The 26,686-nt window shown below is 40.7% G+C and carries 24 protein-coding genes; 13 read left to right on the forward strand and 11 right to left on the reverse strand.

Annotated elements, in window-relative coordinates; all coding sequences use genetic code 11:
- Positions 1-186: 186 nt before the first annotated feature.
- The 3 genes from ACESMA_RS00865 to ACESMA_RS00875 all read left to right on the forward strand — a co-directional run bounded on the left by ACESMA_RS00865 (position 187) and on the right by ACESMA_RS00875 (position 4,839).
- The gene (locus ACESMA_RS00865; RefSeq protein ID WP_372946851.1) at positions 187-2,661 is read left to right on the forward strand and encodes a T9SS type A sorting domain-containing protein; all 2,475 of its coding nucleotides are present in this window, start codon (positions 187-189) and stop codon (positions 2,659-2,661) included.
- Between the two features lie 187 nt (positions 2,662-2,848).
- A complete protein-coding gene (locus tag ACESMA_RS00870) occupies positions 2,849-3,751 on the forward strand; it encodes a prephenate dehydrogenase (RefSeq protein WP_372946852.1) in 903 nt (300 codons plus the stop codon).
- Positions 3,748-4,839: a chorismate mutase gene (locus ACESMA_RS00875; RefSeq protein WP_372946853.1), complete on the forward strand. Its 1,092-nt coding sequence runs from the start codon at positions 3,748-3,750 to the stop codon at positions 4,837-4,839. The genes ACESMA_RS00870 and ACESMA_RS00875 overlap by 4 nt, the downstream gene beginning before the upstream one ends.
- Here the strand turns inward: ACESMA_RS00875 and rnpA are convergent.
- The 4 genes from rnpA to ACESMA_RS00895 form a co-directional block, all read right to left on the reverse strand.
- Positions 4,823-5,236, reverse strand: coding sequence for a ribonuclease P protein component (gene rnpA, locus ACESMA_RS00880; protein WP_372946854.1), 414 nt, complete (start codon positions 5,234-5,236; stop codon positions 4,823-4,825). The two genes, ACESMA_RS00875 and rnpA, sit on opposite strands and share 17 nt — an antisense overlap.
- Before the next feature lie 64 nt (positions 5,237-5,300).
- Positions 5,301-6,050: a uroporphyrinogen-III synthase gene (locus ACESMA_RS00885; RefSeq protein ID WP_372946855.1), complete on the reverse strand. Its 750-nt coding sequence runs from the start codon at positions 6,048-6,050 to the stop codon at positions 5,301-5,303.
- Positions 6,051-6,085: 35 nt separating this feature from the next.
- Entirely contained in the window at positions 6,086-7,072 is a 987-nt protein-coding gene (locus tag ACESMA_RS00890; RefSeq protein WP_372946856.1) for a DUF4271 domain-containing protein, read from the reverse strand.
- A gap of 127 nt (positions 7,073-7,199) precedes the next feature.
- Positions 7,200-7,790, reverse strand: a complete 591-nt coding sequence (locus ACESMA_RS00895) for a T9SS type A sorting domain-containing protein (RefSeq protein ID WP_372946857.1) — start codon at positions 7,788-7,790, stop codon at positions 7,200-7,202.
- A gap of 271 nt (positions 7,791-8,061) precedes the next feature.
- On the opposite strand from ACESMA_RS00895, the gene ACESMA_RS00900 reads away from it, so the two are divergent.
- From ACESMA_RS00900 to ACESMA_RS00910, 3 genes are all read left to right on the forward strand, one after another.
- On the forward strand, positions 8,062-9,702 hold the full coding sequence (locus tag ACESMA_RS00900) for an AMP-binding protein (protein ID WP_372946858.1): 1,641 nt from the start codon (positions 8,062-8,064) through the stop codon (positions 9,700-9,702).
- Between the two features lie 68 nt (positions 9,703-9,770).
- Positions 9,771-10,901 carry an acyltransferase family protein gene (locus tag ACESMA_RS00905; RefSeq protein ID WP_372946859.1) on the forward strand — a complete coding sequence of 377 codons (1,131 nt, stop codon included), beginning with the start codon at positions 9,771-9,773 and terminating at the stop codon, positions 10,899-10,901.
- 37 nt (positions 10,902-10,938) lie between these two features.
- Entirely contained in the window at positions 10,939-11,856 is a 918-nt protein-coding gene (locus tag ACESMA_RS00910) for a TIM barrel protein (RefSeq protein ID WP_372946860.1), read from the forward strand.
- Between the two features lie 207 nt (positions 11,857-12,063).
- On the opposite strand, the gene ACESMA_RS00915 is transcribed toward ACESMA_RS00910, so the two are convergent.
- Both ACESMA_RS00915 and ACESMA_RS00920 read right to left on the reverse strand, forming a co-directional pair.
- Positions 12,064-12,957: a hypothetical protein gene (locus ACESMA_RS00915; RefSeq protein ID WP_372946861.1), complete on the reverse strand. Its 894-nt coding sequence runs from the start codon at positions 12,955-12,957 to the stop codon at positions 12,064-12,066.
- A gap of 136 nt (positions 12,958-13,093) precedes the next feature.
- Complete coding sequence (locus ACESMA_RS00920) at positions 13,094-14,353, reverse strand: peptidase U32 family protein (RefSeq protein ID WP_372946862.1); 1,260 nt, start codon at positions 14,351-14,353, stop codon at positions 13,094-13,096.
- Between the two features lie 117 nt (positions 14,354-14,470).
- Here ACESMA_RS00920 and ACESMA_RS00925 point away from each other — a divergent pair, with 117 nt between their 5' ends.
- The 6 genes from ACESMA_RS00925 to ACESMA_RS00950 all read left to right on the forward strand — a co-directional run bounded on the left by ACESMA_RS00925 (position 14,471) and on the right by ACESMA_RS00950 (position 19,524).
- Positions 14,471-14,680, forward strand: a complete 210-nt coding sequence (locus ACESMA_RS00925; RefSeq protein WP_372946863.1) for a type II toxin-antitoxin system HicB family antitoxin — start codon at positions 14,471-14,473, stop codon at positions 14,678-14,680.
- A 3-nt stretch (positions 14,681-14,683) separates the two neighbouring features.
- Entirely contained in the window at positions 14,684-14,878 is a 195-nt protein-coding gene (locus ACESMA_RS00930; protein WP_372946864.1) for a type II toxin-antitoxin system HicA family toxin, read from the forward strand.
- Between the two features lie 66 nt (positions 14,879-14,944).
- Entirely contained in the window at positions 14,945-16,477 is a 1,533-nt protein-coding gene (gene gltX, locus ACESMA_RS00935; RefSeq protein ID WP_372946865.1) for a glutamate--tRNA ligase, read from the forward strand.
- 288 nt (positions 16,478-16,765) lie between these two features.
- Entirely contained in the window at positions 16,766-17,809 is a 1,044-nt protein-coding gene (locus tag ACESMA_RS00940) for an HNH endonuclease domain-containing protein (protein ID WP_372946866.1), read from the forward strand.
- Positions 17,806-18,666, forward strand: a complete 861-nt coding sequence (locus ACESMA_RS00945) for an HIT domain-containing protein (RefSeq protein WP_372946867.1) — start codon at positions 17,806-17,808, stop codon at positions 18,664-18,666. Before ACESMA_RS00940 ends, ACESMA_RS00945 begins: the two co-directional genes overlap by 4 nt.
- Before the next feature lie 225 nt (positions 18,667-18,891).
- Entirely contained in the window at positions 18,892-19,524 is a 633-nt protein-coding gene (locus ACESMA_RS00950; RefSeq protein ID WP_372946868.1) for a transposase, read from the forward strand.
- A 257-nt stretch (positions 19,525-19,781) separates the two neighbouring features.
- On the opposite strand, the gene ACESMA_RS00955 is transcribed toward ACESMA_RS00950, so the two are convergent.
- From ACESMA_RS00955 to ACESMA_RS00975, 5 genes are all read right to left on the reverse strand, one after another.
- Positions 19,782-22,220, reverse strand: a complete 2,439-nt coding sequence (locus tag ACESMA_RS00955; protein ID WP_372946869.1) for a glycoside hydrolase family 2 TIM barrel-domain containing protein — start codon at positions 22,218-22,220, stop codon at positions 19,782-19,784.
- A gap of 188 nt (positions 22,221-22,408) precedes the next feature.
- On the reverse strand, positions 22,409-23,773 hold the full coding sequence (locus ACESMA_RS00960; RefSeq protein WP_372946870.1) for an NAD-dependent succinate-semialdehyde dehydrogenase: 1,365 nt from the start codon (positions 23,771-23,773) through the stop codon (positions 22,409-22,411).
- A 78-nt stretch (positions 23,774-23,851) separates the two neighbouring features.
- Positions 23,852-24,565 (reverse strand): pirin family protein, encoded by a 714-nt coding sequence (locus tag ACESMA_RS00965; protein ID WP_372946871.1) that lies wholly within the window; start codon positions 24,563-24,565, stop codon positions 23,852-23,854.
- A gap of 69 nt (positions 24,566-24,634) precedes the next feature.
- Positions 24,635-25,255 carry a YceI family protein gene (locus tag ACESMA_RS00970; RefSeq protein ID WP_372946872.1) on the reverse strand — a complete coding sequence of 207 codons (621 nt, stop codon included), beginning with the start codon at positions 25,253-25,255 and terminating at the stop codon, positions 24,635-24,637.
- 132 nt (positions 25,256-25,387) lie between these two features.
- On the reverse strand, positions 25,388-25,804 hold the full coding sequence (locus tag ACESMA_RS00975) for an OsmC family protein (RefSeq protein WP_372946873.1): 417 nt from the start codon (positions 25,802-25,804) through the stop codon (positions 25,388-25,390).
- Between the two features lie 178 nt (positions 25,805-25,982).
- Between ACESMA_RS00975 and ACESMA_RS00980 the strand changes: the two genes are divergently transcribed.
- Positions 25,983-26,684 carry a Crp/Fnr family transcriptional regulator gene (locus ACESMA_RS00980; RefSeq protein ID WP_372946874.1) on the forward strand — a complete coding sequence of 234 codons (702 nt, stop codon included), beginning with the start codon at positions 25,983-25,985 and terminating at the stop codon, positions 26,682-26,684.
- The last annotated feature ends 2 nt before the right edge of the window (positions 26,685-26,686 follow it).

Consider the following 26,686-nt stretch of genomic DNA (forward strand, 5'->3'; position numbering starts at 1 on the left):
TAGTATTGGGAGCATCACTGACAGGTTTTATAACCTCCTCAATTTTAATGTACAAACTATTGACTTCTAAAAAGAAACGGAAAATCAACTGAATTTTATTTTTTTTGCGTGGGTATTTGTAAACTTATCTTATTTTCAAACTTTTTAGTTTCGAAATTTGTCTATAGTTTGAAATAAGAATAAACCATGCATAAAATACTTCTTGTAATTCTATTTTTGGTGGGAGCAATTTCTGTCACCGGGCAAAAATTGTGGCAAAAAAAGGGAATTGTTCTTTCACCACCAGTTTGTTATGCCTCCGACAAGGTGGAGAAGGTATTTACTCCACCCCCGGCAGAGATAATGAATCGATTGAAATCAGCCGAAAAAAAGTCTGATTTTGTGGTTACATACAGTCTTTTTCCAAAAGATGCAATAGATGCTTTTGATTACGCAGTAAGCATTCTCGAGCAGTTAATTGAATCGCCTGTACCTATTCATATTCAGGCAAATTGGCGGCCAAAAGGACAAAATGTTTTGGGAAGTTGTGCGCCTGCCGATTTTGAAAAAAATTTTGAAGGAGCTCCGCAAAAAGGAATTTATTACCCCATAGCACTTGCAGAAAAAATTTTAGGCAAAGAACTTACCGATTCTGTCCGCCCCGACATTGTGGCTGATTTTAATAAAGAAATTGACTGGTACTTCGGCACCGATGGCAATACCCCAGTATTAATGTATGATTTTGTTTCGGTTGTTTTGCACGAAATATGCCACGGACTGGGCTTTACCGGATTTTTTTATGTTGACAACCAATTAGGAGGATATGGGTTTTGGGAAGACGGTGATGCAACATCTTTTGACAGGATGGTTGAGCGATTTAACGGAGACAATTTGATTGATACTTCGGTTTACACAAATCCTTCAGAACCTTTAAAAAATGCACTTGTTTCAGGTTTGTTGTATGCAAACAGTCCCGTTGCGAAGGCTGATGGGAACAATGCCAGGCCCAGGCTTTATGCGCCCTCTTCCTGGGACGGCGGCTCAAGTATTTATCACCTGAACGATAATACCTATCCGTCCGGAAATATCAACTCACTAATGACTCATTCCATCGGAAGGGGACAGGCAATTCACGATCCAGGTCCGCTTACCATGGGTATTCTGGCCGATTTGGGATGGAAAAACATGTTGCTTGATTTTGCTCCGGTTAAAGACCGTGAAGAAGTGGAACCCTTGCAGTTTGAGGTAAATATCTCCAGCGATTTTCCGTTAGATACAAATCAGTTATTTGTAGTGATATCTTCAGATACTTTTATGGTTAAAACCGACTCTGTTCCTTTGTTAATTAATGATTCGGGCAAGTTTGAAGCAGAATGGACACCTGACCCCGGCAGCAACCTGGTTCAATATTATATTAGCGCTGATGATACTAAAGGCCGGACTTTCAGAAATCCATCTGAGGCTCCAAACGAATTTTTTACAATAAATTTCGGACAAGATATCATTCGTCCAAAAATTGAACACGACCCTATCCCGTATTACTTTTTCACAGGTAAAAGTTTGGAAATTAATGTTTTGGCCGATGACAATCTGGGAATTGATACGGTTTTCGTGGAATATTCCGTTAATGGTCAGCCGCAACCATCATTTGGTCTTTTATATAAATCGGGTAAGTTATATTCTTCCATCTTTCCTTTTTTTACTGAACAGTTAAATGATGGCGATTTAGTTGAATATTCCGTGGTTGCAATAGACTCTTCTGTGGCACAAAATACCCGTAGAATTCCTTTAAAGGGCAGTTTTTCGTTTATTGTAGAAAAAATGTATGATCCCGTTGCAGGTTACGAGAATAATTTCGATATGTCCACTTCAGATTTTATTCTTTCAGATTTTGCCGTGTTTACAGAAAATGGGTTTGAAAACGGTGCTTTGCATAGCCCTCACCCCTATCCCAGTCCTGAAATAGATGATTCGGAATTCAATTTTAAAACCATCCTGAAATACCCTGTTATTCTGGCTGAAAATGCCACCATGAGTTTTGATGAAATTGTGCTGGTTGAACCCGGAACCAACGGAACGGTTTTTGGCGATTTCGAGTTTTGGGATTTTGTAATTGTGGAAGGCAGCAAAGACAATGGCGAAACCTGGTTGCCGGTAACAGACGGTTACGATGCAAGAGAAAATTCTTCGTGGGAAACAAATTATAACAATTCCATAACAGGAAACAATTCAACTGCTGCCGGAAGTCCTGATTTGTTTATAAACAGGCAAATAAACATTCTCGAAAATGGCAACTTTTCAGCCGGCGATACCATTCTTTTCAGGTTCCGGCTTTTTTCAGATCCTTACGCCAATGGCTGGGGCTGGGCAATCGATAACCTGCTTATTCAATCTCCGGTTTCATCAGCCTTGCCGGTTTTGTCACCCGGAAATATTCAGATTTATCCCAATCCGTTTACTGGTTCATTCAGAATAGACGTTCATTTAAACAAAATGGTAGAAGAACTTCAATTTGAAGTGTATAACATGTACGGACAGAAAGTAAATTCCAAATTGCTTTCTCACATATCGGGAAATATTTCTGCCCAAATTGAAATTGAAAACACAAATACCGGCATGTATCTGGTTGTTATCAGGGAAAACGGGAATCAGGTTTTCACAAAAAAATTAATTCGTTATTAAAAATATTATCTATCTTTGCTTCCAAATTGAAAGAAAATGAAATCTATTATTAACAATACATCTTTTTACTGGTATTTTTATTTTGGTTCTGAAATCGGGATCAACCAGTAGGGTATTGTTATATAAAAACATATTTTGCTAAAGGTCCCGGAATTTCCGGGGCCTTTTTTTTTGAAAAGTTTTAAAAATGAAAGTAACAATAATTGGACTTGGACTTATTGGCGGATCGCTGGCGAAAGATTTACGAAGCTCGAAATTTGCAACCGAACTTACTGGTGTAGATTCCAGCGAAATTCATGCCAGTGAGGCGCTTGAACTGGGCTTGGTTGATCGGGTTGAGCCATTTGAAAAAGGAATAAAAAATGCCGATCTGGTTATTATCGCCATCCCTGTAGATAAAGAACTTGAAGTGCTGCCTGCTGTACTTGACGGAATTGACCGCAACACAACAGTCACCGATATGGGCTCAACCAAAAAAATGATTACCGACCTGGTTAAAAACCACCCGAAAAGAAAACAGTTTATTCCGGCCCATCCCATGTCGGGAACAGAAAACTCAGGCCCAACTGCTGCAATCGATGACTTGTTCAGAGGAAAAATTGCCATAATTTGTGATCACGAAGATTCCGGTCCGCAACACCTGGCTTTGATTGAGAAAATGTTCCAGGTTCTTGGAATGGATATTGCCTACATGTCGTCTGATGATCAAGACCACAGCACAGCTTTTGTTTCGCATTTGCCACATGCCGCAGCCTTTGCCCTGGCTAATGCAGTTCAGGCCAAAGAAGACCGCAACATTATTTTCGATTTGGCCAGCGGTGGATTCCGTTCAACTGTTCGGTTGGCAAAAAGCTCATGCTCCATGTGGAAACCAATTTTTGAACAAAACAACCAATATGTGGTTAACTCTCTGAATGTGTATATCCAGCACTTGCAGCAATTTCGCGACTGCATGAAAAATAACGAATTTGATAAGTTGGAAGAACTAATTTTAAATGCCAATAAAATAAGAACCATTCTTGATGGCGAAAACCCGCATTTCATAAAAAATGAAGAAAAAATTGTGAAACTTTATACCAAATCGAAATGAGTACAAATTTTGAAATTAATCCGATAAAGGAGTGGCTGCCCCACATTAACAATCCACTACTAATTTCCGGGCCATGCAGCCTTGAAACTGAACAGCAAACGCTTGAAACAGCAAAACTACTGGCCAAAGATCCACGGGTTTTTGTTTATCGCGGCGGTGTTTGGAAACCACGCACACGTCCGGGATCATTTGAAGGGGTTGGCTCAATTGGTTTAAAATGGCTGCAAATGGTAAAAAAAGAAACCGGGTTGCCGGTTGGTACCGAAGTAGCCAACGCACAACATACTGAAGAAGCGCTGAAAGCAGGTCTTGATGTGGTTTGGATAGGAGCACGGTCAACTGCCAGCCCGTTTGTAGTGCAGGAAATTGCTGATGTTGTAAAAGGAAGCAACACCGTTGTAATGGTAAAAAACCCTGTAAACCCCGATGTTCAGCTTTGGGTGGGTGCCATTGAACGCATTTACCGGGCCGGCATAAAAAATATTGTCGCCATTCACCGTGGATTCACTCCTTTCAGTGACACAATTTACCGGAATTATCCCAATTGGAAAACGGTTATTGAACTGCGCCGTGTTATGCCCAACCTGCCAATTATTTGCGATCCAAGCCACATAGCCGGCAAAAGGGAATTACTTTTTGAAATTTCCCAAAAAGCTTTTGATATGGGCATGGAAGGGTTGATGCTGGAATCGCATATCGATCCATCGTGTGCATTGAGCGACGCTGCCCAACAGGTTACCCCGGCTGATTTGGCCAAACTGCTCGATAAACTGGTAATCAGGCACCAAACAGCCAATAACCCTGAGTTTGAAACTCGCCTGGATATGCTCCGAAGCCGGATTGACGCCATCGACTCTGAGTTACTTGAAATGTTGTCTTCGAGGGTGGAAATTGTAAAAGAAATTGGCCGGTACAAAAAGGAAAACAATGTTACGGCTTTACAAATTAACCGTTGGGCACAACTTATGGATAACCGCGTAAACATTGGTAAAGCGCTCGATTTAAACGAAACTTTTGTGAAAATTTTGTTCCAGTTAATTCACGAAGATTCGGTTCGTATGCAAACCGAAATTATGGATTCGGAGTAGATGTTTTTGCCAAAGCAATCAGGGCTCTCTTCATCGTCTTTTCAATGGTTTTGAAATCGAGAATTTCTTTGCCAACATAAATAAAAAAAACAATTTTTTTAGTGTAATTCTCTTCAAAGGCAAGTACATGTTTGTTTAAACGGTAAGCTTCGCGCATACGGCGTTTTATTAAATTACGCCGCACTGCTTTTTTAAACCGCTTTTTACTAACTGAAAATGCTGCTTTGGCATGAAATGGTCCGGCAAAATCAATGTCAGTGTAAACAACTTTCAGCGGATAAAACAAAAATGAATTTCCTTCAGAAAACAATTTTTCAATTTGCTTTTTGCTGCACAAACGTTCTGCTTTTTTAAACGAAAAATCAGACACTTTACTACTTTCTGAATTTTTATTCATGAGTCAATAAAAAAGGCTGCCTGCTTCATTTGCCGACAGCCTTTCAAAGGTAAATATTTTCTTTCTAATTGTTTTTGTTTGCATGAATGATGTACTGTTCCAAAGCCATCGTCATTGAAGGTGCCTGGGCAGTAGGAGCTTCAATGTCGAGCCGTAAGCCGGCTTCGCGAACTGCCTGCGCTGTGGTTGGCCCGAAACAGGCAATCCGTGTTTCATTTTGCTGAAAATCGGGGAAATTTTGGAATAACGACTTTATTCCCGAAGGACTGAAAAACACTAAAATGTCGTAATTCACATCCCGCAAATCAGACAAATTGCTACTAACAGTGCGGTACAAAATGGCCTTGGTGTATTTAAATCCGCCTTTTTCAAGCAATTCCGGAATTTCCTGTTTGTGAATATCAGAAAGCGGTACCAGGAATTTTTCATCCTTGTGCTTTTTCATTTGCGCAATTAAATCAGAAAAATTTCCGTTTCCATAAAAAATCTTTCTTTTTCTGTACACAATATATTTCTGAAGGTAATAGGCTGTGGCCTCAGAAATACAAAAATATTTCATGCTGTCGGGAATGGTAAGCCGGAGGTCCTGGCTGATTCTGAAAAAATGATCGATTGCAGTACGGCTGGTAAAAATTACGGCAGAATGCTCCAGGATATGGATTCGCGTTTGCCGGAACTCTTTCGCCGAAATACCTTCAACCTGAATAAACGGCCTGAAATCAATTTTTATATTGTTTTTTTCGGCCAGGTCAAAATAAGGTGATTTTGCCGTTGACGGTTTTGGTTGTGAAACCAGAATACTCTTGATTTTCAAAATTTGCTTCTTTAAGTTAAACTATACCCAATCTCTTATACCACCAAAATCTTATAAAGTAAAACCAAGGGTAAAAATTCAAGGGTACAAAAGTATAAAAAGAGATAAAATATAGAAAATTGTTTATTCAATAAAATTGTAAATCCTCTTGTAATCAGTAAAAAATAAATTGTTCCTACCAGAAATATTCCGGAAAATACCGGCACTTTAATATTGCTGAACGGGTAAAATGCAATAACTGTAACCACCGGAAAGAGTACAATGCCAGCCACCCGTGTAAAATTATTCATGTTAAAAAGGTATTCTTTTGTTTCTCCAGCCTTTTCAATTAAAAAGCCAAAAAACCTGTATATTAATTTTTTAATAAGGAAATAGGCAACAATTAAACCTATACTGAATAAAAAAAGCCTGCCGTTTTTAAACGGCAAATCAACCTGAAAAAAATTCAGAAGCTGGAAAGTAAAAACTGAAAAAACCAGATAAAACACTATGTCAAGTTGAAAAGCTCCTTGTAAATCCGAAGTATTTTTTTCCTGAAATAATCTTATAGAGGTGGCATTATTCACTACCGATTGAAAAAGGTGCAACATGTATTTATTCCAGGTAGTTCGCACAGACGCAAATACTGCCAGGGCCACCAACAGCAAAAAAGTAAGCCAGTCGTAGTTATTTTGATTTAACTGGTGTGCCGGTAGTTGCAACCCAACATTATCATTATTTGAAGGCGAAACCAATTGAATTTCGGTGCGCGGATCTATATAGCGTGAATCTCCCACTACCAGTTTATTTTCCTGCTGCCACCAAATATAGCGTTGTTGCGCCGTGGTTGGCCCGTTTGCTTTTGGTTGAGGTTTCAGCGTATCAGCTTTTTTTGTTTCTGCTTTTCGTTCAGGAGTTGGCTCCAGCGGAAGCGGGGCATTTCGTTCAATATTCAATTGTCCTGCCTCAGGAATTCCTGATTTATTTTCAACTGGTAATTCCAACCGGGTTGTGTCTTGCTGATATGTAAAACGGTAATTCATATTTTCACGCTGCAAAGATACCATTTACAAAGCCACTTTTGTGGTTAAAAAACTGATTTTTACAGCAGAAAAAAAGCCGGGAAATTACCACATCCCGGCTTTTCAAAAAAATATAGAATTTTCCCTGTTAATTCACGGTAACATCATGTTCAAAAATATCCTGTGGGGTTGTAAAAACAACCTGGTAATCACCCGGAATCAATTTTGAAAGGTCAAGTCCTTCGTGGATGGCAAAAGTTGGGTCAATAGATTTCGTGTAAACCAACTGGCTGCCATCGTAAATATAAATGTTGGTTTTTTCCATCGGAAAATTCAGGTAAGACATTTTCCAATTGTTCCCATCCATAGCAAAATGGGGTTCAACAACTTTACGTTCTTCCAAAATGTTAATCTCATTGCGTTCAATTTGAAATTTTGTCATATTGGTTTCTTTTTCAGATTTTACAGAAAGGGTGTAAATTCCGTCATCCAAAGCTGAAAAATCATAATTTTTTCTGTAACTCGTAGCGGGCTCCATTGTTTTTTTCCTGAAAATTAAATCCCCGTACACATCTTCAACTTTAATTTCAAATTGTGTTAACGTAGCATTCGAAATTTCCACAAAAGCTCTGTCAGCCTCTGTTTGGTTCATATTTAACTTTACATTTCCTGAACCATAAGCGAAACTTGCCAAAACTGTTAAGGCAACTGCAATAATTGTTGTTTTCATTGTTTTCATGTTTTTGTTTTTTTAAATTGTTTTAATAAAGAACTTCAACACTATAAAAAACAAGTAGCCAAAATGTTTATACTATTTTAATTTTAATTAAACTTTTTAATTTTATTAACAAATAAAAACTTGTAATTCAATGTATTAATATCAAACTTAAAAAATGTTAAAATACAAAACTGAATTCGTTTTTATCTCTCAAATCCATTCAATATCATTTTTAATTTGGTGCGTTTAGTCTCTATTTTTTCTACATTTGAACAAATAAAATTCAAAAACAATGGCAAATCAAACATTATCAAATCTTTACACCGAAGCATTTCAAAAAAACTGGAATAGCCCTGCATTTACAGATTACGAAGGAAGCGATTTCAAGTACAGTGATATTGCAGCTACCATAAAATCGCTTCACCTGTTTTATCAATTGTCAGGATTACAACGCGGAGATAAGATTGCCGTACTTGGACGGAATTCAGCCAACTGGGCCGCCGTATTTTTATCTGCCTTGTCATCAGGAATAGTTATTGTTCCTATTTTGCCCGATTTTAACGAAAGCAACACCAACCACATCATCAATCATTCAGAGGCAAAACTTATCATTGGCGCAAAAACACTGCTCAGCAAAATTGATTTTGACAAAGCAGAAAAACTTCAGGCTGTTTTGGTTCTGGAAGATTTTTCATTGCATGCAGCCAAAAATAAAAATATTCAATTTAAACTGTCCGACGCATTTCAGTATTACAAAGAAAATAAACTGAAAAAAGAAAATTTCAAATTTGAGGTCTGGAAACCCGAAGATACCTGCATTATTTCATATACTTCTGGTACATCAGGTTTTACAAAAGGTGTGATGATACCCGAAAGAAGCCTGGTTTCAAATATTGTTTATGCCCGGGAACACATGCCGTTACAACCGGGTCATAAAATCGTATCATTTTTACCCATGGCACATGTTTACGGCCTTTTGTTCGAATTTTTATTCCCGGTAACACTCGGTTGCCACATTACATTTTTAAGCCGAATGCCCTCACCCGCTATTATTACCAAGGTTTTTGGCGAGGTGAAACCTCATCTCATTTTGTCGGTTCCACTCATTATTGAAAAGATTTATAAAAAACGGATTCTGCCAACCATCGAAAAACCAATCATGCGACTTCTGCTGAAAACACCTGGTATTCAAAATATTCTGCTTAAAAAAATAAAAGAAAAACTGGAAGGAACTTTTGGTGGAAGGTTTTTCGAAATTGTTATTGGCGGCGCACCGCTGAGTGCCGACGTGGAAAAATTCTTCCGGCGCATTAATTTCAGATTTACCATTGGGTATGGAATGACCGAGTGCGGGCCACTTATCAGTTATGAAGCCTGGGACAAAACCATGACTGGTTCGGCAGGCCGGTTGGTTGACCGCATGGAAGTTCGCATTGATTCAGAAGATCCGTACAACATGGTAGGCGAAATTCAGGTTAAAGGTGAAAATGTAATGACCGGATACTTTAAAAATGAACAAGCCACCAAAGAAGCTTTCACGGAAGATGGCTGGCTTAAAACCGGCGATTTGGGCGTGATAGATAAAAACAACTTTATTTTTATTCGGGGCCGTTCCAAAAATATGATTCTGGGTCCTTCGGGCCAAAACATTTATCCTGAAGAAATTGAAGCCAAAATTTGCAACCTGCCTTACGTGGCCGAATGCGTAGTTACCGAACATCAGGGGAAACTGATTGCGAAAGTATATCCCGATTTTGAGGCCATGGAAGCCGAAAACATTTCGATGGAAGAACTACCAGCCGCCATGGAAGAAAACCGTAAAAAACTGAACGCAGAACTTCCGCGTTATGAACAAATAAGTGCGTTTGAAATGGTGAGCGAAGAGTTTGAAAAAACACCGAAAAAGAATATCAAGCGGTTTAAATACGTATAAAAATCTTTTGCATTTTTTTTTCACTTTTCCACAAATGAATTTTCCGATAAACGAAATCAATTTCATTCATGAACCAGGTAAATCAAAAAGGACTTGATCCCACCGGAACCCGTTTGTTGTCGCTCGACTTTTTTCGGGGAATTACCATGTTCCTTCTGGTAGCAGAAGGAACCGCCCTATGGAGTGTTTTAGTTAAAGAACCCATTGCCGGAACTTTTCTGGAATCCTTTTTTCAGCAGTTTCATCACCATCCCTGGGCCGGATTACGTTTCTGGGATTTGGTGCAGCCATTCTTCATGTTCATTGTTGGAGTGGCCATGCCGTTTTCTTATGCAAAAAGACGGAAAAAAGGAGATACCAGACAAAAAATTACAAGGCACATTGTTCAGCGGTGCATTTTGCTGCTGGCATTTGGAGTTGGTTTGCACTGCGGATACCGTCGCGAGTTGGTTTGGGAATTGTGGAACGTGCTTTCGCAGCTTTCAGTTACTATTTTTATTGCATACTTTTTAATGCGCTACAAACCTTCGGTGCAAATTATCGTTTCTTTCGGACTTTTATTGCTGACCGAAATATTATACCGCACTTTTCCTTTGGAAGGATACAATCAACCGTTTGTGAAAGACCACAATTTTGGTTCATGGATGGACATGGTTTTAATGGGAAAAATCAATCCCGGCGGTGGTTGGGTTGCCATTAATTTTATTCCAACTGCTGCCCACACCATCTGGGGAGTTGTAGCCGGCCAGTTGCTGCTTTCTGAAAAACCGGCGGCTGAAAAACTTAAAAAGCTTTTAATTGGTGGTTTTATAATCCTTGCGGCTGGTTACCTGCTGCACTGGACTTCAGTTACACCAATCATTAAACGCATTTCCACCTCATCATTCGTACTGGCTTCGGGTGGTTGGTCGCTTTTGGTACTGGCGCTCAGTTACTGGTTCATCGACATCAAAAAAATTAACCGCTGGATATTTCCGTTTGTGATTGTTGGAATGAATCCAATTTTTATTTACCTGTTCTCAAATACAATTGGTGGACAATGGTTTAACGGATTTGTTGGCATTTTTACCAAAGGTTTTCTGAATTGGTTCAATGCCCCCGAATTTCTGATGGCGCTGGTAACTTCGTTAACCGTTTTGGCGCTCGAATGGCTTTTATGCTACTATTTATACCGGAAAAGAATCTTTTTTAAAATATAAAACTGTAATTTCATCATTCAAATTAAAATACGATAAAATGGAAAATACATCAAGAAGGAACTTTTTAAAAGCAACACTGGCTGCTACCGCCGGAACGATGCTTGTTTCCCCTGCATTTGCCGGATGGGCTGCTAAAAAATCACCATTCCAAATATCTCTTGCCGAATGGTCGTTGCATAAAACACTGTTTGCCAACGAAATGACAAACCTCGACTTCCCTCGTTTCGCTGCTGAAAACGGAATTAAGGGAGTTGAGTATGTGAACCAGTTTTTTAAAGACAAGGCAAAGGATATGACTTATCTTGCCGAGTTGAAAAAAATATGCAAAAACGAAGGCGTTACCAATGTTTTAATCATGTGCGACGGCGAAGGCATGGTTGGCCATCCGGAAAAAGCAGAACGGTTGAAAACAGTTGAAAACCACAAAAAATGGGTTGACGCTGCCAAATTTCTGGGCTGTCATTCCATACGGGTTAATGCCGGAAGCCAGGGAAGTTTTGAAGAACAGCAAAAACTGGCAGCCGACGGATTACGCATGTTATGCGAATATGGAGACACCCAAAAAATTAACGTAATTGTTGAAAACCACGGCGGTTGGTCGAGCCACGGCGAATGGCTGGCTGGCGTAATGGAACTGGTTGACCACAAGCGGGTGGGAACTTTGCCCGATTTTGGAAACTTCATCATCAACCACCAAACCGGCGAAGAATTCGATCGCTATAGAGGAACAGAATTGTTGATGCCTTATGCCAAAGGAGTTAGCGCCAAATCGCATGCTTTTGATTCGGAAGGAAATGAAACACGCTCAGATTTTTACCGCCTGATGAAAATTGTAAAGGATTCGGGTTTCAAAGGCTGGGTTGGAATTGAATACGAAGGAATCGAATTGCCTGAAAAAGAAGGTATTTTGGCAACTAAAAAACTCCTTGAGAAAGTTTTTGAAAGCCTAACCTGATTTAATGGTATGTACACCGGTTAAAATTTGTTAAACCACGGCAATATTGAAACAATGATGCCGGCGCACCGTAATTTTAGTATTGTCTTGAATAATTGTTTTTATAAATGGACTTACAGATTTGATTGGTTGAAGCTGATTCAAGGCAGGTAAAAAGTAAAAATTTATTTGGGAAAAAGGCAGTGGATATTACATTCACTGCTTTTTTTATCTCCTTCGTTTTGAAAAGGATTTTCCTCCCTTTTTCCTGTTGAAAAGATTTTTGTTTACTCTTGATGAACGCGTAAAATTGCTTTTATTATATCTTCGGTCGGGAATGGCGGAATAAGTAAGGCCAATGCTGGCCTGGGCTACTGCTGCCCAACTATTGGTTCGCTCCATTGTAGATTGCCCGTCCGTGCTGATGTAATTGTAATTGGGTACTCCGTTCACAATATCAGAATTTATAAGCGATGTTGTGGCATCAAAATAAATATCCAGTTTATCCGACAAACGGTAGGTGGTGCCAAGCCCCAATCCGCCGGTAAAAGCAGCTTTTTTCGGGTAATCACTGTTTTTGGTGCCCCGCGAATGCAGCACACCTACATCGTATTCAACCCGGTAAACGGGATTCTCAAAAGTAAAATCAGTGCCTGTAAAAGAAACACCGCTCATGAGTTTAAAAAATATATTCATATTGCTTTTAAACGGCAAAATATAGAAACGGGCCGTTCCCAGAATATTCAATATTTTGGTATCGTAAATTAATGCTTCATCAGGATATTTGTAATTGTCGGGAAGCGGGTTAAAACGCGACAGAAAGAAATTATACAATGGCGGAGTTGGAGTTTGGCCTGCAAAATTTGAATAACCGAATTGCAAACCCAACTCAAAATCCGGGATAACAGGCGACATTATTTCCAGTTCAACGCCCGGTTTATAAACTGCTGAAAATTCCTCACTGCCCGGATGTGAATTTTTTACCGGAGGAGTAGCTTCAGGTTTACCAACTTCCCCCAAAAACATACCACTGTTGGCGCTTAACCGGTATCTGAAAATTTGCCCCGAAGCAACTCCGTAAACTAAAATAAACAGAAACAAGAGGGCAAGAAAACGTTTCATAATGATTGGTTATTTTTCAGCCATGAAGATATGACTTTACTGACCAAAATTCCAAACCAGCGGGTAAAAAACTGACATTATTCTTACTCCTCATTTTTTCTGTTGCGATTTTTAAATGGTAAATTCCTAAAAAAAATTACCGTCTTTCCTTCACCTCGCTGGCATCCACCACTTTAAATATTTTATCCGATCTCCGCAATTTAATTTCAACCGGAACAGAAATGTGTTGTCCTTTCAAACCTTCTTCAACGGGTTCCATATCGAACCGGATTTCCTGAACAACGGTTTGAACCACGCCGGTTGTTGGTCCGGTAACAATTATTTCGTCACCGATTTTCAGGTTTTGGGTTTCCAGTTTAAACTCTGCCACGCCAATATTGGTGAAGTAATTTGTGCATTTACCAATGTAAATTTTCCGTTTGGTAGCCCTCGACCCGTAGTTGGCACTCCATTCTCCCAGATGTTGTCCGAGATAGTAACCGTCCCAGAAGCCACGGTTAAAAACCGATGCCAGCCGTTCATCCCAGTTTTTTATTTTTTCTTCGGTGAAGGTTTTCTCCAAATAAGCCTCCACCGCTTCGTGGTAACACTGTACCGTGGTTTTTACGTATTCGGGTGAACGGGCGCGGCCTTCAATTTTCAGAACCGAAACACCGGCATCCAGAATTTTATTCAGAAAATGAATGGTTTTCAGATCTTTGGGCGACATGATGTACTCGTTGTCAATTTCCAGTTCGGCACCTGTTTCCTTGTCGGTAACTGTGTAGGCGCGACGACAGGTTTGCAAACAGGCTCCACGGTTAGCCGACGAGTTCATTTCATGCAGACTCAGGTAGCATTTTCCTGAAATGGCCATGCAGAGTGCTCCGTGCACAAACATCTCCAGCTTCACCATCTTTCCCGATGGACCTTTAATCTGTTGTTCTTTTATCTGATTGCTGATTTCCCAAACGCGTCCCAGGTTCATCTCACGTGCTAAAACCACCACATCGGCAAACTGCGCATAAAACTTCACCGCTTCAAAATTGGTTATATTTACCTGTGTGGAAATATGGACCTCAAGGCCAATGGAGCGGGCATACATAATCACCGAAATATCAGCGGCAATTACAGCAGAAACGCCGGCTTTTTTGGCCGCATCAATTATGGCATGCATCTGGTCAGTTTCGTTGTCGAAAATCTCCACGTTCAGGGTAAGGTAGGTCTTTACCTTGTTCGAGGTGGCAACGTCCACTATCTTATTAAGGTCGTCAAGCGAAAAATTATTGGCCGAGCGCGATCTCATGTTCAGGTGCTCCACACCAAAATAAACCGAACCGGCCCCGCCCTGAATGGCCCCCATCAAAGATTCGTACGAACCCACCGGCGCCATAATTTCAATCTCTCTTCGCTCCATATTCACCAAAATTTCAGACCACAAAGGTATAATATTTTGGAAAGAGGTTGTGTTTTTTCATTGAAGGCAAGGAAATTCAGAATAGAAATGATTATTTTTGTAAAAAAGCTTGTGATTATGAGACTTACGATGGTTATAAAACAAGGGAAAAGCGGGTATTTAGTAGGACAGTTGAAAGAAATCCCGGAAGTATTTACCCAGGGAAAAGACATGAAAGAGCTAAAAGAAAATATTTTAGATGCGCTGGAGCTTTATTTTGAAGATATACGTGAACAGTATAATCCTATGGGTGATATGATTGCAGAAGAAGAGTTGAATTTTGTTTAATCCATGAAACGCAGAAAATTCATCAAATACCTGAATCAACACAACTGTGGTTTTATTAAGCATGGGAAAAAGCACGATAAATACCAAAACACGGCCAATGGTAAAAGAACCGTAATTCCACGGCACCCGGATTTAGACGATTATATATGCGAATTAATTTGTAAACAATTGGATATTCCATCTCCTCCCAAAAACTAATTTCAAGTAAAAGAAGTGTATTTTTTATTTCCCCTATCTTTGCAAAGAATCATAAAAAAAAGAACAATGAGCAACCAAAAAATACGGGTACGATTTGCCCCAAGTCCAACAGGGCCGCTTCACATGGGTGGCGTGCGCACCGCACTTTTTAACTACCTTTTTGCCAAAAAACAGGGTGGCGATTTTATCCTTCGCATCGAAGACACCGATCAGAACCGGTTTGTGCCCGGAGCAGAGGAATACATTGTGGAAAGCCTGAAATGGTGCGGCCTGCATCCCGACGAAGGTCCAGGAATGGGAGGTAATTTTGGCCCGTACCGGCAAAGCGAGCGCAAAGAGTTGTATGAAAAATATGCCGACCAACTGGTGAAATCGGGTTGGGCCTATTTCGCTTTCGACACGCCGGAGGAGATTGAAAAACTCAGAACTGACGCCGAATCCAAAAAAGAAACCTTTTCTTACGGAATTGGCACACGCGAAAAGCTGAACAACTCGCTGAACCTTTCCGAAGCGGAAGTACAGCAAAAAATGACTGTCGGTGAAGCATACGTTATCCGGTTTAAAATGCCTGAAGACGAAAATGTTACCGAAAACGACATCATCCGCGGAAACGTAACGTTTAATACCACAAAAAGCCTCGACGATAAAGTGCTGTTTAAATCTGACGGCATGCCCACCTACCACCTGGCCAACGTGGTGGACGACCACCTGATGGAGATTACCCATGTAATCCGCGGCGAAGAGTGGTTGTCGTCTATGCCGCTGCACGTGCTGCTTTACCGCGCCCTGGGATGGGAAGACACCAAACCAAAGTTTGCCCACCTGCCACTCATTCTGAAACCGCAGGGAAAAGGAAAACTGAGTAAACGCGATGGCGATAAAATGGGTTTCCCGGTTTTTCCGCTGGAATGGAAAGACCCCGCCACCGGCGAAGTTTTCCGCGGCTACCGCGAAGATGGTTATTTTCCGGAAGCTTTTATCAATTTGCTGGCCCTGCTGGGCTGGAATCCGGGTACAGAACAGGAATTCTTTTCACTGGACGAACTGACTGAACTTTTCAGCCTGGAACGTGTGGTAAAATCAGGTTCGCGGTTCGACCCCGAAAAAGCCAAATGGTTCAACCGGCATTATTTCCAGCAAAAAACAGAGGAAGAGTTGACCCAACTGTTCAATCCCGTTTTAAAAGAAAAAGGAATTTCTGCTTCAGATGAAAAAATTTATTCCGTGGTAGCTGAAATCAAGGAACGCTGCGAATTCCTTTCAGACCTGTGGGAACAGGGAAGCTACTTTTTTGAAGCGCCAACTTCTTACGACGAAAAAACCGTAAAAAAACGCTGGAAGGAAGACACACCGGAACAACTTACCGCCATAACAGCAGAGTTTAAGTCTGTTGACACCTGGAAGGCAGAAGAAATAAAAAAAGTATTTTCTGCATTTATGAACGAAAAAAACTGGGGTTTTGGAGCCATTATGAATCCGCTCCGTTTAAGTTTGGTAGGTGGAAACATGGGACCCGATTTGTTCAAAATTTGCGAAATCCTGGGAAAAGAAGAAACCATTGAGCGCATAGAAACGGCTGTAAAAAATATTCAGAATTAATTTGTGACGGATATTCACCAGCTGATCCCAAGTCAGCAGGTGAACCGAAGAAAGTTGATCTGGTGTCCGCCAGTTGGCGGATCACCTGCTCAATCGTGGTTTTCTTGCAGTAACACTACTCATAACAATCATTCACCAGCTGAGCCCAAGTCAGCAGGTGAACCGAAGGAAGTTGAGCAGGTGGCTTAAAGTCCACCTGCTCAATAAAAAAAAAAAACAACTTCAATTCGCTTAATCTTTCAATAACTTTTTGATTTTTTATCTTTACGGGAAAATATACTCTTTGTAATGAGTGAAATGCGATTACCCAATTCAAAACATTTGCCCGTTAATCATTTGGCTGCGTGCTTTAACAACACAACTGCCACATACAAATTTTATTGGCTAATTTCCATTTTGCAGGAAATTGAAACCGGCAATCACCTCATTCCTAAACGAAATTTGTTTGCACGAATGATCTCAAATTCATGGTACACTGTAAACTATTTCAATGTTTCATTTGGTAAGCTCGATTTAATTCAAAATACTGTAAAGAAAATAAAGGATATTGAAAATATTCCAATTGATGAAAAACAGCAAAAGGTCTTCAGCCATTTAACAGCTTCAAAAAATTACGACACCGGAAAACTGCTTTGGCATTTCAATAAAAATGTACCTCATCGTTTTTTAAGTCCCTGGTTTGTAAAAAAAAGTGAAAATTATGTTTTTGCCGCTTCAAAGTCTTTCGACAATCAGTGCCTTTATGCATTACATGATGACATTATTAAAATAAATCCGGAATGGATAAACTATTTAACGGCAAATTCAAAGATTCTTAAAGATTTCTGCTACTGGAATTTATCTTTGTTTTTACAGGTAAGAAATTCCAGTGTTCCTGACATTCCCAACAAATTGATTAAACCCCCATCCAGAGGAAATCTGGAAAACCAAAAGAAATTTTTCTGGGATATTGCATTGCAGGAAATGGGGTTCATAAAATGTATTTATACAGGTAAAGAACTGAACGTTGGAAGTTATGCGATGGAACATTTTATCCCGCACAGTTTTGTTTCACACGATTTAATTTGGAATTTGATTCCTGCCGATCCCTCCTTTAATAGTTCTAAAAAGAACAGATTACCTCCATTGGAAACCTATTTCACACCGTTTTTTTCACTTCAAAAAACAGCTGTAAAAATTGTAAAGAAAGAATCTCCCAAAAGCAAGTTTCTTTTGGATTACTTGACTGTTTTACCTGATATTGAAAATAGTTTTACAGAAACACGATTTAAAGAAGTATTTCAGCCTTTGGTTACCATTGCATCAAATAACGGTTTTGAATTTTTGGAATGAAACGCGAAAATCCATATAATCACTTAACAGCCAAAGAACGAGACAAGCTTTCTTATCCTGCCAGAATTTTGTTGAATAAAAACCTGATTCAGGGCAAAACGCTTGATTTTGGCTGTGGCTTTGGAAAAGATGTGGAGGTTTTAAAATCGAAAGGAATTGAAATAACAGGCTACGATAATCATTATTTCCCGGAATTTCCAACTGGAAAATTTGATACAATTTTGTGTTTTTATGTTTTAAATGTTTTACTTCCGGAAGAACAATCCAATGTTTTAATTGAAATTTCACGATTGTTGAAACCCACAGGAAAAGCTTACTTTGCAGTAAGAAGAGATATTAAATACGAAGGATTCAGGACACACAAAATTCATCAAAAACCAACCTATCAATGCATTGTGAAACTGGGATATAAATCCATTTTCAAAAATGAAAATGTTGAAATTTATGAATACCGGCATTTCAACCAGATAAAACAAAAAAATACAGATTGCCCCTTTTGTAATCCCGAGCCGGAAAGAGAATTGATTCTTGAATCGGCCACTACTTATGCGATTTACGATAAATTTCCGGTAAATACAGGACATGCTTTAATTATTCCCAAAAGGCATTGTGCCGATTATTTTGCTCTTACATTTAAAGAACAATCGGCTTGTTGGTTCATTTTAAATAAAACAAAAGAAATCATCTCCGAAAAATTTAATCCAGACGGATTCAACATTGGAATAAACGTAAATGAACCAGCCGGTCAAACAATTCCGCATGTGCATATTCATTTAATTCCGCGTTACAAAAGCGATGTTAAAAATCCGGAAGGCGGAGTAAGAGGGGTAATTCCTGAAAAACAAAAATACACATAAAGTTATTCACCAGCTGAGCCCAAGTCAGCAGGTGAACGCCCCGAAGTTGAGCTGGTGGCTCTATGTCCACCTGCTCAATAGTGTTTTCAACTAACGCGGTATTGAGCAGGTGACCCAAAGTCACCAGCTCAATCAGCCCAATCAACTAAAAAGAATCATGTTAAAAGCCCGGAAGAAAATAAAATTCCGTATTTATAAGTCAAAAACAGAACTAAAACAATCGACATGCAATTTGCCACAGATCACATCTACCATGTTTACAACAGGGGAAATAATTCACAACCCATTTTCTTTTCCGGGGAAAATTACCTGTTTTTCCTGAAAAAAATCAGAAAACATATTCTCCCCCATGCAGATATTCTGGCCTGGTGTCTGATGCCAAACCATTTTCATCTGATGGTTTATGTGAAGGCGGTGGAGGTAAGTAATAATGAGCAGGTGACGGAGAGTCACCAGCTCACCCGGAAAATCAAAAGTCACCAGCTCACGAAGAAGCGGATGCTGAATGATTCCATTTCAATTATGCTGCGGTCTTACACGCGGGCTATTCAGAATCAAAACAAATTCACGGGAAGTCTTTTTCAGCACAGAACCAAAGCCATTTGCCTGACCGAAATTGACGGAATTACTCCAGCCTGGTTTGAGACCAGGTACGGAACCGTCATCAATATTATTGACCCGGAGAAGGAATATCCGCAGGTTTGCTTTGATTACATTCATCAAAATCCGGTAAAAAGTGGCCTGGTAAAAACACCGGCTGAATGGGAGTTTTCTTCGTACCGTGATTATGTGGGATTAAGAGACGGTAAGCTTATAAACAGGGAGAAAGCCGCTGAATTGGGGGTGAAAATCTCGTGATTGAGCTGGTGAACCGAAGGCGTTTGGAGCTGGTGGCTCCAAGTCCACCTGCTCAATAGTCGTTTCCGAAACTACTATACACGAGCTGATCCGCCAGTTGGAGGATTGCAGGTAAAATCTCAGAAATTGAGCAGGGATCCCAAGTCAGAATCAAAAAGGTAATGAAAATGTTAAAGAATAAAGTAATAGTGAGCAGGTGACGGAAAGTCACCAGCTCACCAGGAAGATCAATAGTCACCTGCTCAAGTAAATACAGCTCAATTATAAACATCCACTCTTGCGGTTCCGGGTTCCAACCCTTCGGAACGGGCTGTAACCGAAATTTCGCCGGGCTGATCTGATGAACGGACAATGACCTGGCATTTTCCCCGGTAGGTTAAAACCTGCGGTTGCTGAAAACTTTTCATACCGGTTGGATTGCCGTTGCCCACTGCCTGCAAGGTTCCAATACCATCTATGGCAAACTCCACAGAAATCTCGGCATGGGGAACCAGCAGGCCGTTTTCGTCGAGTACTTCCACGTTAAAATAAGCCAAATCGTTATAGGAAGCAGAAACGGTTTCGCGTTCGGCAGTAATTTTCAGCCGGGCTGGTTTGCCGGCAGTTTTCAGTACCTGCCGCACTGTTTCCTGTCCGTTTTTCAAACCCACTGCAACGAGTTCGCCGGGCTGGTAAGTTACATCAAAACGGGCAGTGAGTTTGGTTTCCTCCGAAACCGGTTTTGTACCGATGACCTCGCCGTCCATTTCCAGCCTTACCTCGTCGCAGCGTGTGTAAACGGAAACTTGCAGCGGTTTACCTTCGTGGCCTTCCCAGGTCCAGCTTTTCATTTCGTTGGGCCAGCCCCAGTTGCTGATAATTTCTTCCCGGCCTTCGGGAATGGGCGCATGGACCAGCATTTCGAGCTCACTATTGCGCCAAACCACATCGCGGAAATACATCTGCGGTTTTTTGTAACCCAGCACGCTGATGTCGCCACAATGGGCGTTGAACCAGGGCCAGGGCGGAAGAAAGGGAATATCCTCGTTATCGAGCTTGCTGCTTCCAATGCCCGATTCGCCGAAATAGTCCATACCGGTCCATACGAAATCACCGATAACATACGGATGTTTTTCCACCATTTGCCAATTTTCGAAGGCTTCCATGGGAAACGACTCGGTGCCGATGATAATCCGCTCCGGGAATTTTTCATGGTCGGATTCATATTGCTGCCACTGATAGTTGTACCCATGCACATCCATTTGGGCAAATGCCGGTTCAGAATCTTCCCACGATCTGCCCGGCGTTTCCCAGAAACCGCAAATAGCCTGGGTTACAGGCCGGGTGTCGTCCATCTCCAACACTTTTGCCCTTAGCTTCCTAAATATTTCAAGCCCCGAAGAATCGGCACGTTCCTTTATTTCGTTGCCCACACTCCAGATAATCACCGACGGATGATTCCGGGCACGCAGCACCATCGACTCCAAATCTTTTTCCCACCACTCATCGAAATACAAATGGTAATCCTCCTGTTTTTTGGGAACCTGCCACATATCGAATGCCTCGTCCATAATCAGCACACCCAGTTGATCGCAGGCATCGAGAAATGCTTTCGATGGGGGATTATGGGCAGAACGAATGGCATTGAACCCGTTTTCCTTCATGATTTTCACGCGGCGGAATTCAGCGTAATCAAATGCAGCAGACCCCAGCGGACCGTTGTCGTGATGCAGGCAACCGCCTTTGAGCAGTACGTTTTCGCCATTCAGCAAAAATCCTTTTTCAGCCGAAAATTCGATGGTGCGGATTCCAAAGGTTTCCATAACCTCATCAATAATTTTTTTCCCGTCAACCAACTGTACAACAAGTGTATATAATTCAGGATTATCCAGCGACCACAACCGGTAATCCGGCAGCCCGAATTCCTGTTTAAACGTCGTTTTCTGTCCGGCAGCCAGTTCTTTTTCATCTTCAAAATGAGTGACATATTTCCCGTCCGAATCGCGAAATTCCATTTTTAGTGTTACCCTTTTATCTTCTGCGGATTCATTCATCAGCCTGACATCAACCGCCACTGTAGCATTTTCAGTTGAAACGGCTTTTGTGCGCACAAAAATTCCCCACAAATCCACATGCACCGGATTGGTTTTTAAGAGCGTTACATTGCGGTAAATGCCCGAACCGCTATACCAGCGGGAGTTCTGGCCTTCGTTTTTCACCTGAACCGCAAGTACGTTTTCCTCTCCGACAGGAAGCAAATGATCAGTTAAATCGAACGAAAACGCGGTGTAACCATAGGGATGATTTCCCAGATGATGCCCGTTTATCCACACATCGGTATTCATGTAAACACCGTCGAAAAGGATTTTAACGATTTTGCCTTCATCGGTGTTATTCAGCGTAAAATGTTTACGGTACCAGGCTGTTCCGCCCACCACATGCCCTGTGGAAATTCCTCCTTCACTTTCTTCTGAGAAAGGCCCGATTTGTTTTACACCTTCTTTTTCAGGCAGATCTTCAATGCTGTAATCGTGAGGCAAAACAAGTGTTCGCCACGCAGAATCATCAAAATCAGGTTTTTCAGCTCCGGGAATATCAGCCCGGATAAATTTCCAGCCGGAATTGAAGTTGATTTCTCGCTCGGTTAACGAATCGTTCTGTTTGCAAGAATTCAGAATAACAGAGAAAAAAAAGAGGATATAAAACAGGTTTCTCATATCAGGTAATGATTGATTGATTAAACAATGAGGTAAAACTAAAAAATTTGAGGAATAAATATGCGGTTTACCAGAAAGTGGATCGACAATATTCACCATGAAGTAAATTGTAAAATGCACGGTTCGTCACAAAGTGATCGCTTTGCGAGAAGGATAAAATGCGCGGTTCGGAAACCGCGCCACCCAAATTATTTTACGACTACCGTTTTTACATTCATGAATTCCTTGATGCCATGCGAAGAGAGTTCCCGGCCAAAACCGCTTTCCTTAATTCCGCCAAAAGGCAGGCGGGGATCCGATTTCACAAAATCGTTGACAAAACAGCATCCTGCCTGCAACTGGGTTTCGGCAATTTTTTCAGCTTTTTTGATGTTTTTCGAAAATACAGCCGCACCAAGTCCAAATATTGAATCGTTGGCAATTTTCACAGCTTCATTTTCATCTTTTACCCGGATAACAGAGGCAACGGGACCAAACAATTCCTCATCATAAGCAGGCATTCCGGGTTTTACATTATCCAGAACAGTAGGAGGGTAGTATGCACCTTTACGGTCGGGAATTCCCCCACCAATAACCACCTCAGCGCCTTTTTTTACTGAAAGGGAAACCTGTTTGTGCAGTTCGTTGCGTAAATCGGTACGTGCCAATGGCCCCATGGTTGTTTCGGGTTCGCATGGGTCGCCAAAGGTTGCTTTATTCATTTCATAAGTAAAATATTCCAGGAATTCGGAATAAACTTTATCAACCACAATAAAGCGTTTGGCTCCAATACAACTTTGTCCGGCATTCAAAAGCCTTCCTGTTGCACAGGTTTTGGCCGCAGAAACCAAATCAGCGTCATCCAGAATAAGATACGGATCACTTCCTCCCAACTCAAGCACGCATTTTTTTAAAACACTTCCGGCAACAGACGCCACACTTTTACCGGCAGGTGTGCTTCCGGTAAGGCTGACTCCTTTCACGGCCCGGTGTTTAATAACCCCTTCCACCAGATCACTTTTAATAAGCAGGGTACGGAAAGCGTTTTCGGGAAAACCGGCTTCGCGAAAAAGATCTTCTATGGCCATGGCACAACCGGGAACATTACTGGCATGTTTCAAAACCGCAGTATTTCCGGCCATTATGGTGGGCGCTGCAAACCGGAATACCTGCCAGAAAGGAAAATTCCAGGGCATTACTGCCAGCACGGTGCCCTGAGGTTGGTAACTGACATACGACCTGGAAAAATCGGTTTCAATGGCTTCATTTTCCAGAAAATTTTCGGCATTTGCTGCATAATAATCGCAAACCCATGCACACTTTTCAATTTCAGCTATTCCTTCGTGCAACACTTTTCCCATTTCCATGGCCATCAAACGGGCAAGTTCTTCTTTGTTACTTTTAAGCAAAGTTGCCAGGTTTTGCATTATCTGACTTCGCTGAAAGAAAGAGGTTTTTTTCCACTGCTGCCAGCATTTATCAACCGAATTGATAATTTTCTCCACCCCCTTTTCAGAATGCGTTTCAAACGTTTGAATAACTTCCCCGGTGGCAGGGTTTACCGATTTCATCATAATTTCAGGATTTGAATTAAAAACTAAAGTACAAAAACTACTACGAAAAAAATGAAACCGGGTTTTTGAAAAATTGATTTAATGCATGGGCACTTCAATAGCGATTAAGCTTGAAAGTTTTTTAAACTGAATTTTAAGTGGTTCGCTAAACGACCAAAATCCGGCAGCATCGCGTTTTCCGAGTTCTGTTTCTTCAATTATCACTGAACCTTCAGTAACCATAAAATAAACTCCATTTCCTGGCGATTTAAGCTGATACAAAGTTTCAGCAAGTTCATCGGAGTTAATTGTTGAAATGAAGGCATTCTGGTGAATACGAAGCGAATCTTCCCGACCGTCTGAGGAAACAAGCAACTGCCATTTTCCTTGGCGTCCTTCAGGCGAAAAGAATTTTTGACCATACCGGGGTTTGTGACCATTCTGGTCGGTAAATATCCAAATCTGGAAAAGATTTACCGGTTCGGTATCAGAGGCATTGTGCTCTGAATGCAAAACCCCTGTTCCGGCAGACATAACCTGCACTTCTCCTGTAGTTATTACCGCTTCATTTCCCATATTATCGGCATGTTTTAATGCACCCGAAAGCGGAATGGTAATAATTTCCATGTCCTGGTGCGGGTGCATTCCGAAACCCCGGGATGGAGCAACAATATCGTCATTCAGCACCCTTAGTTTCCCAAAATGAATTTTATCCTGGTTATGGTAATTGCCAAAACTAAATGAGTGTGTAGCTTTCAGCCAGCCATGATCTACATGCCCCCGTTCTGAGGATTTGTGTATTATTGTTTCCATAATCAATTTATTTTAAAGAAAAAACCCCGGATTTCTCCAGGGTATTTTCGTGTTCTTCTGTTTAATAAATTACTTCATTTCCAACAGTGCTGTACCTTCCGACTCCGTTGCAACCACATCGAAATCGAGAGTAAACGTGTCGTAAATCAGATTATCACCCAGGTCGGAAAAAAATTTGCCAGACCTGAATTTAATATCGTATAATGTACGATCAACATCCATTTTTCCTTTGGCTCTAAGATTATCACCATCAATAACCACCTCTGCGTCAAAATTTACCGGATTGTTAATTCCTTTAATAATTAAACTGCCGGCAAAAGAATGAGTGGTCCCCGATTTATGTTTTACTTCTTTAATAACCAAAGTTGATACCGGGTGTTTGTCAACCGAAAAGAAATCGTCAGATTTTAGGTGGCCAACGAGCTTTTTATTCATCGATTCATTTGAAAGGTCTTCATTAACAATAGCAGTCATGTCCATCTCAAATGTTCCCGACTTAATTTTGTTGCCGTCCACTTCCATATTACCACTTTTTAAATCAATGGTTCCGTAATGTTCTCCGGTTACTTTTTTCCCGCTCCATTTCACTGTGCTGTTCGATTTATCCAGCTTGTAATCGGTCGCAAGTACCTGCATAGCAAACACTGCAACCAATGCAATCATTCCTGTTAATTTTCCAATTGTTTTCATTGTTTTCAAATTTTGTTTCAATTTCTGATTTTTAAATTCAATTATAAAAGACAAAAAAGTCTTTAATTTGTTCAAAGCACAAAAAAAAGCAACAGAAACCGTTGCTTTTACTCAAACCAGAAGAATTTCAATTTATTCCACTATCCTGATTTCACTTTCTATTTCCATGGCTTTTTTGTAAACGGCAGTTACCCCGCAGTATTTTTCCTCGGAAAGTTTCACGGCTTTTTCCAGCTTGTCTTTAGGTAAATCTTTTCCTTTAAACTGGTAAATCACCTTCATTTTATTATAATGTTTCGGGTGCTCGTCGGTTACATCGGCCTCCACAATTACATTAAATGCCTCTGGTTCTACTTTCATCTTTTTCAAAATCATTATTACATCCACTCCGGTACATCCTGCCAGGGCGGTCAGCATTAATTTTTTTGGCCGGGGACCCAAATCGCTTCCACCCGACTCTTTTGTGGCATCAATTACAACCTTGTGCCCGTCCATATCGGTTTCAAAAGCAACTTTATCGGTCCAGGCCAAATCTACAACATGTTTCATTTTGATATTCTTTTTATTTGTAATTCAACTATTTTGGACAACAAATATACAACATACAACTATCTATATAAATAGTTTTTCAAATATTAAGTGAAATTGTATCTTTAGGGTCTTTAACAAACTGAAAGGCACTGCCTGCGGGCAGAAAACAGGCGAATAACTTTAACAATCAGCGAAAATGAGAAGTATTATAAAAAGGCCAACCGAAGAAGAAACCGATTTGAGTGGATTTCAGTTATTTAAAAAACTGGACGAGGAGGAGTTTAACCGTTTGAATTATGAAAAAACCTGTTCGCTTTATAAAAAAGGCACAGTAATTTACCGCGAGGGCAGCAGGCTTACAGGCTTTTTCTGTGTTACCCGCGGAATTGTAAAGATTTTTAAAACTGGAATTGACGGAAAAGAACAAATCATCAGGTTTGCCAAGCGTGGAGAAATAATTGCCTACCGTTCGCTGTTGAGCCAGGAGCTGGCCTGTACCACCGCCAAAGTGATTGATGAAGCGGTTTTGTGCCACATTCCTTACCAAACACTTCTTTTCCTGATTAAAAACAACTGGCAGTTTTCTCATCACATGCTGCAAATTGTTTGCCGCGAACTGCGCGAAGCCAATGATTATATTACCGACATTGCCCAGAAAACCGTGCGTGAACGGCTTGCAGAAGTTTTATTGCTGCTGAAGGAAAACTTTGAACTGGACAACCAGAATACCTTGCAAATTTCGCTCACACGCGAAGAACTTGCCAACATGGTGGGAACAGCTACCGAGTCGGTCATCAGATTGCTTTCTGAATTTAAACAAGATAAACTGATAGAGCTGCAGGGCCGAAAAATCAAATTTCTGGATACACCCGGACTGCGACGTGTTGCCAATATTTAAAC

Source organism: Mariniphaga sp. (assembly GCF_041687215.1).
Lineage (GTDB): Bacteria > Bacteroidota > Bacteroidia > Bacteroidales > Prolixibacteraceae > Mariniphaga.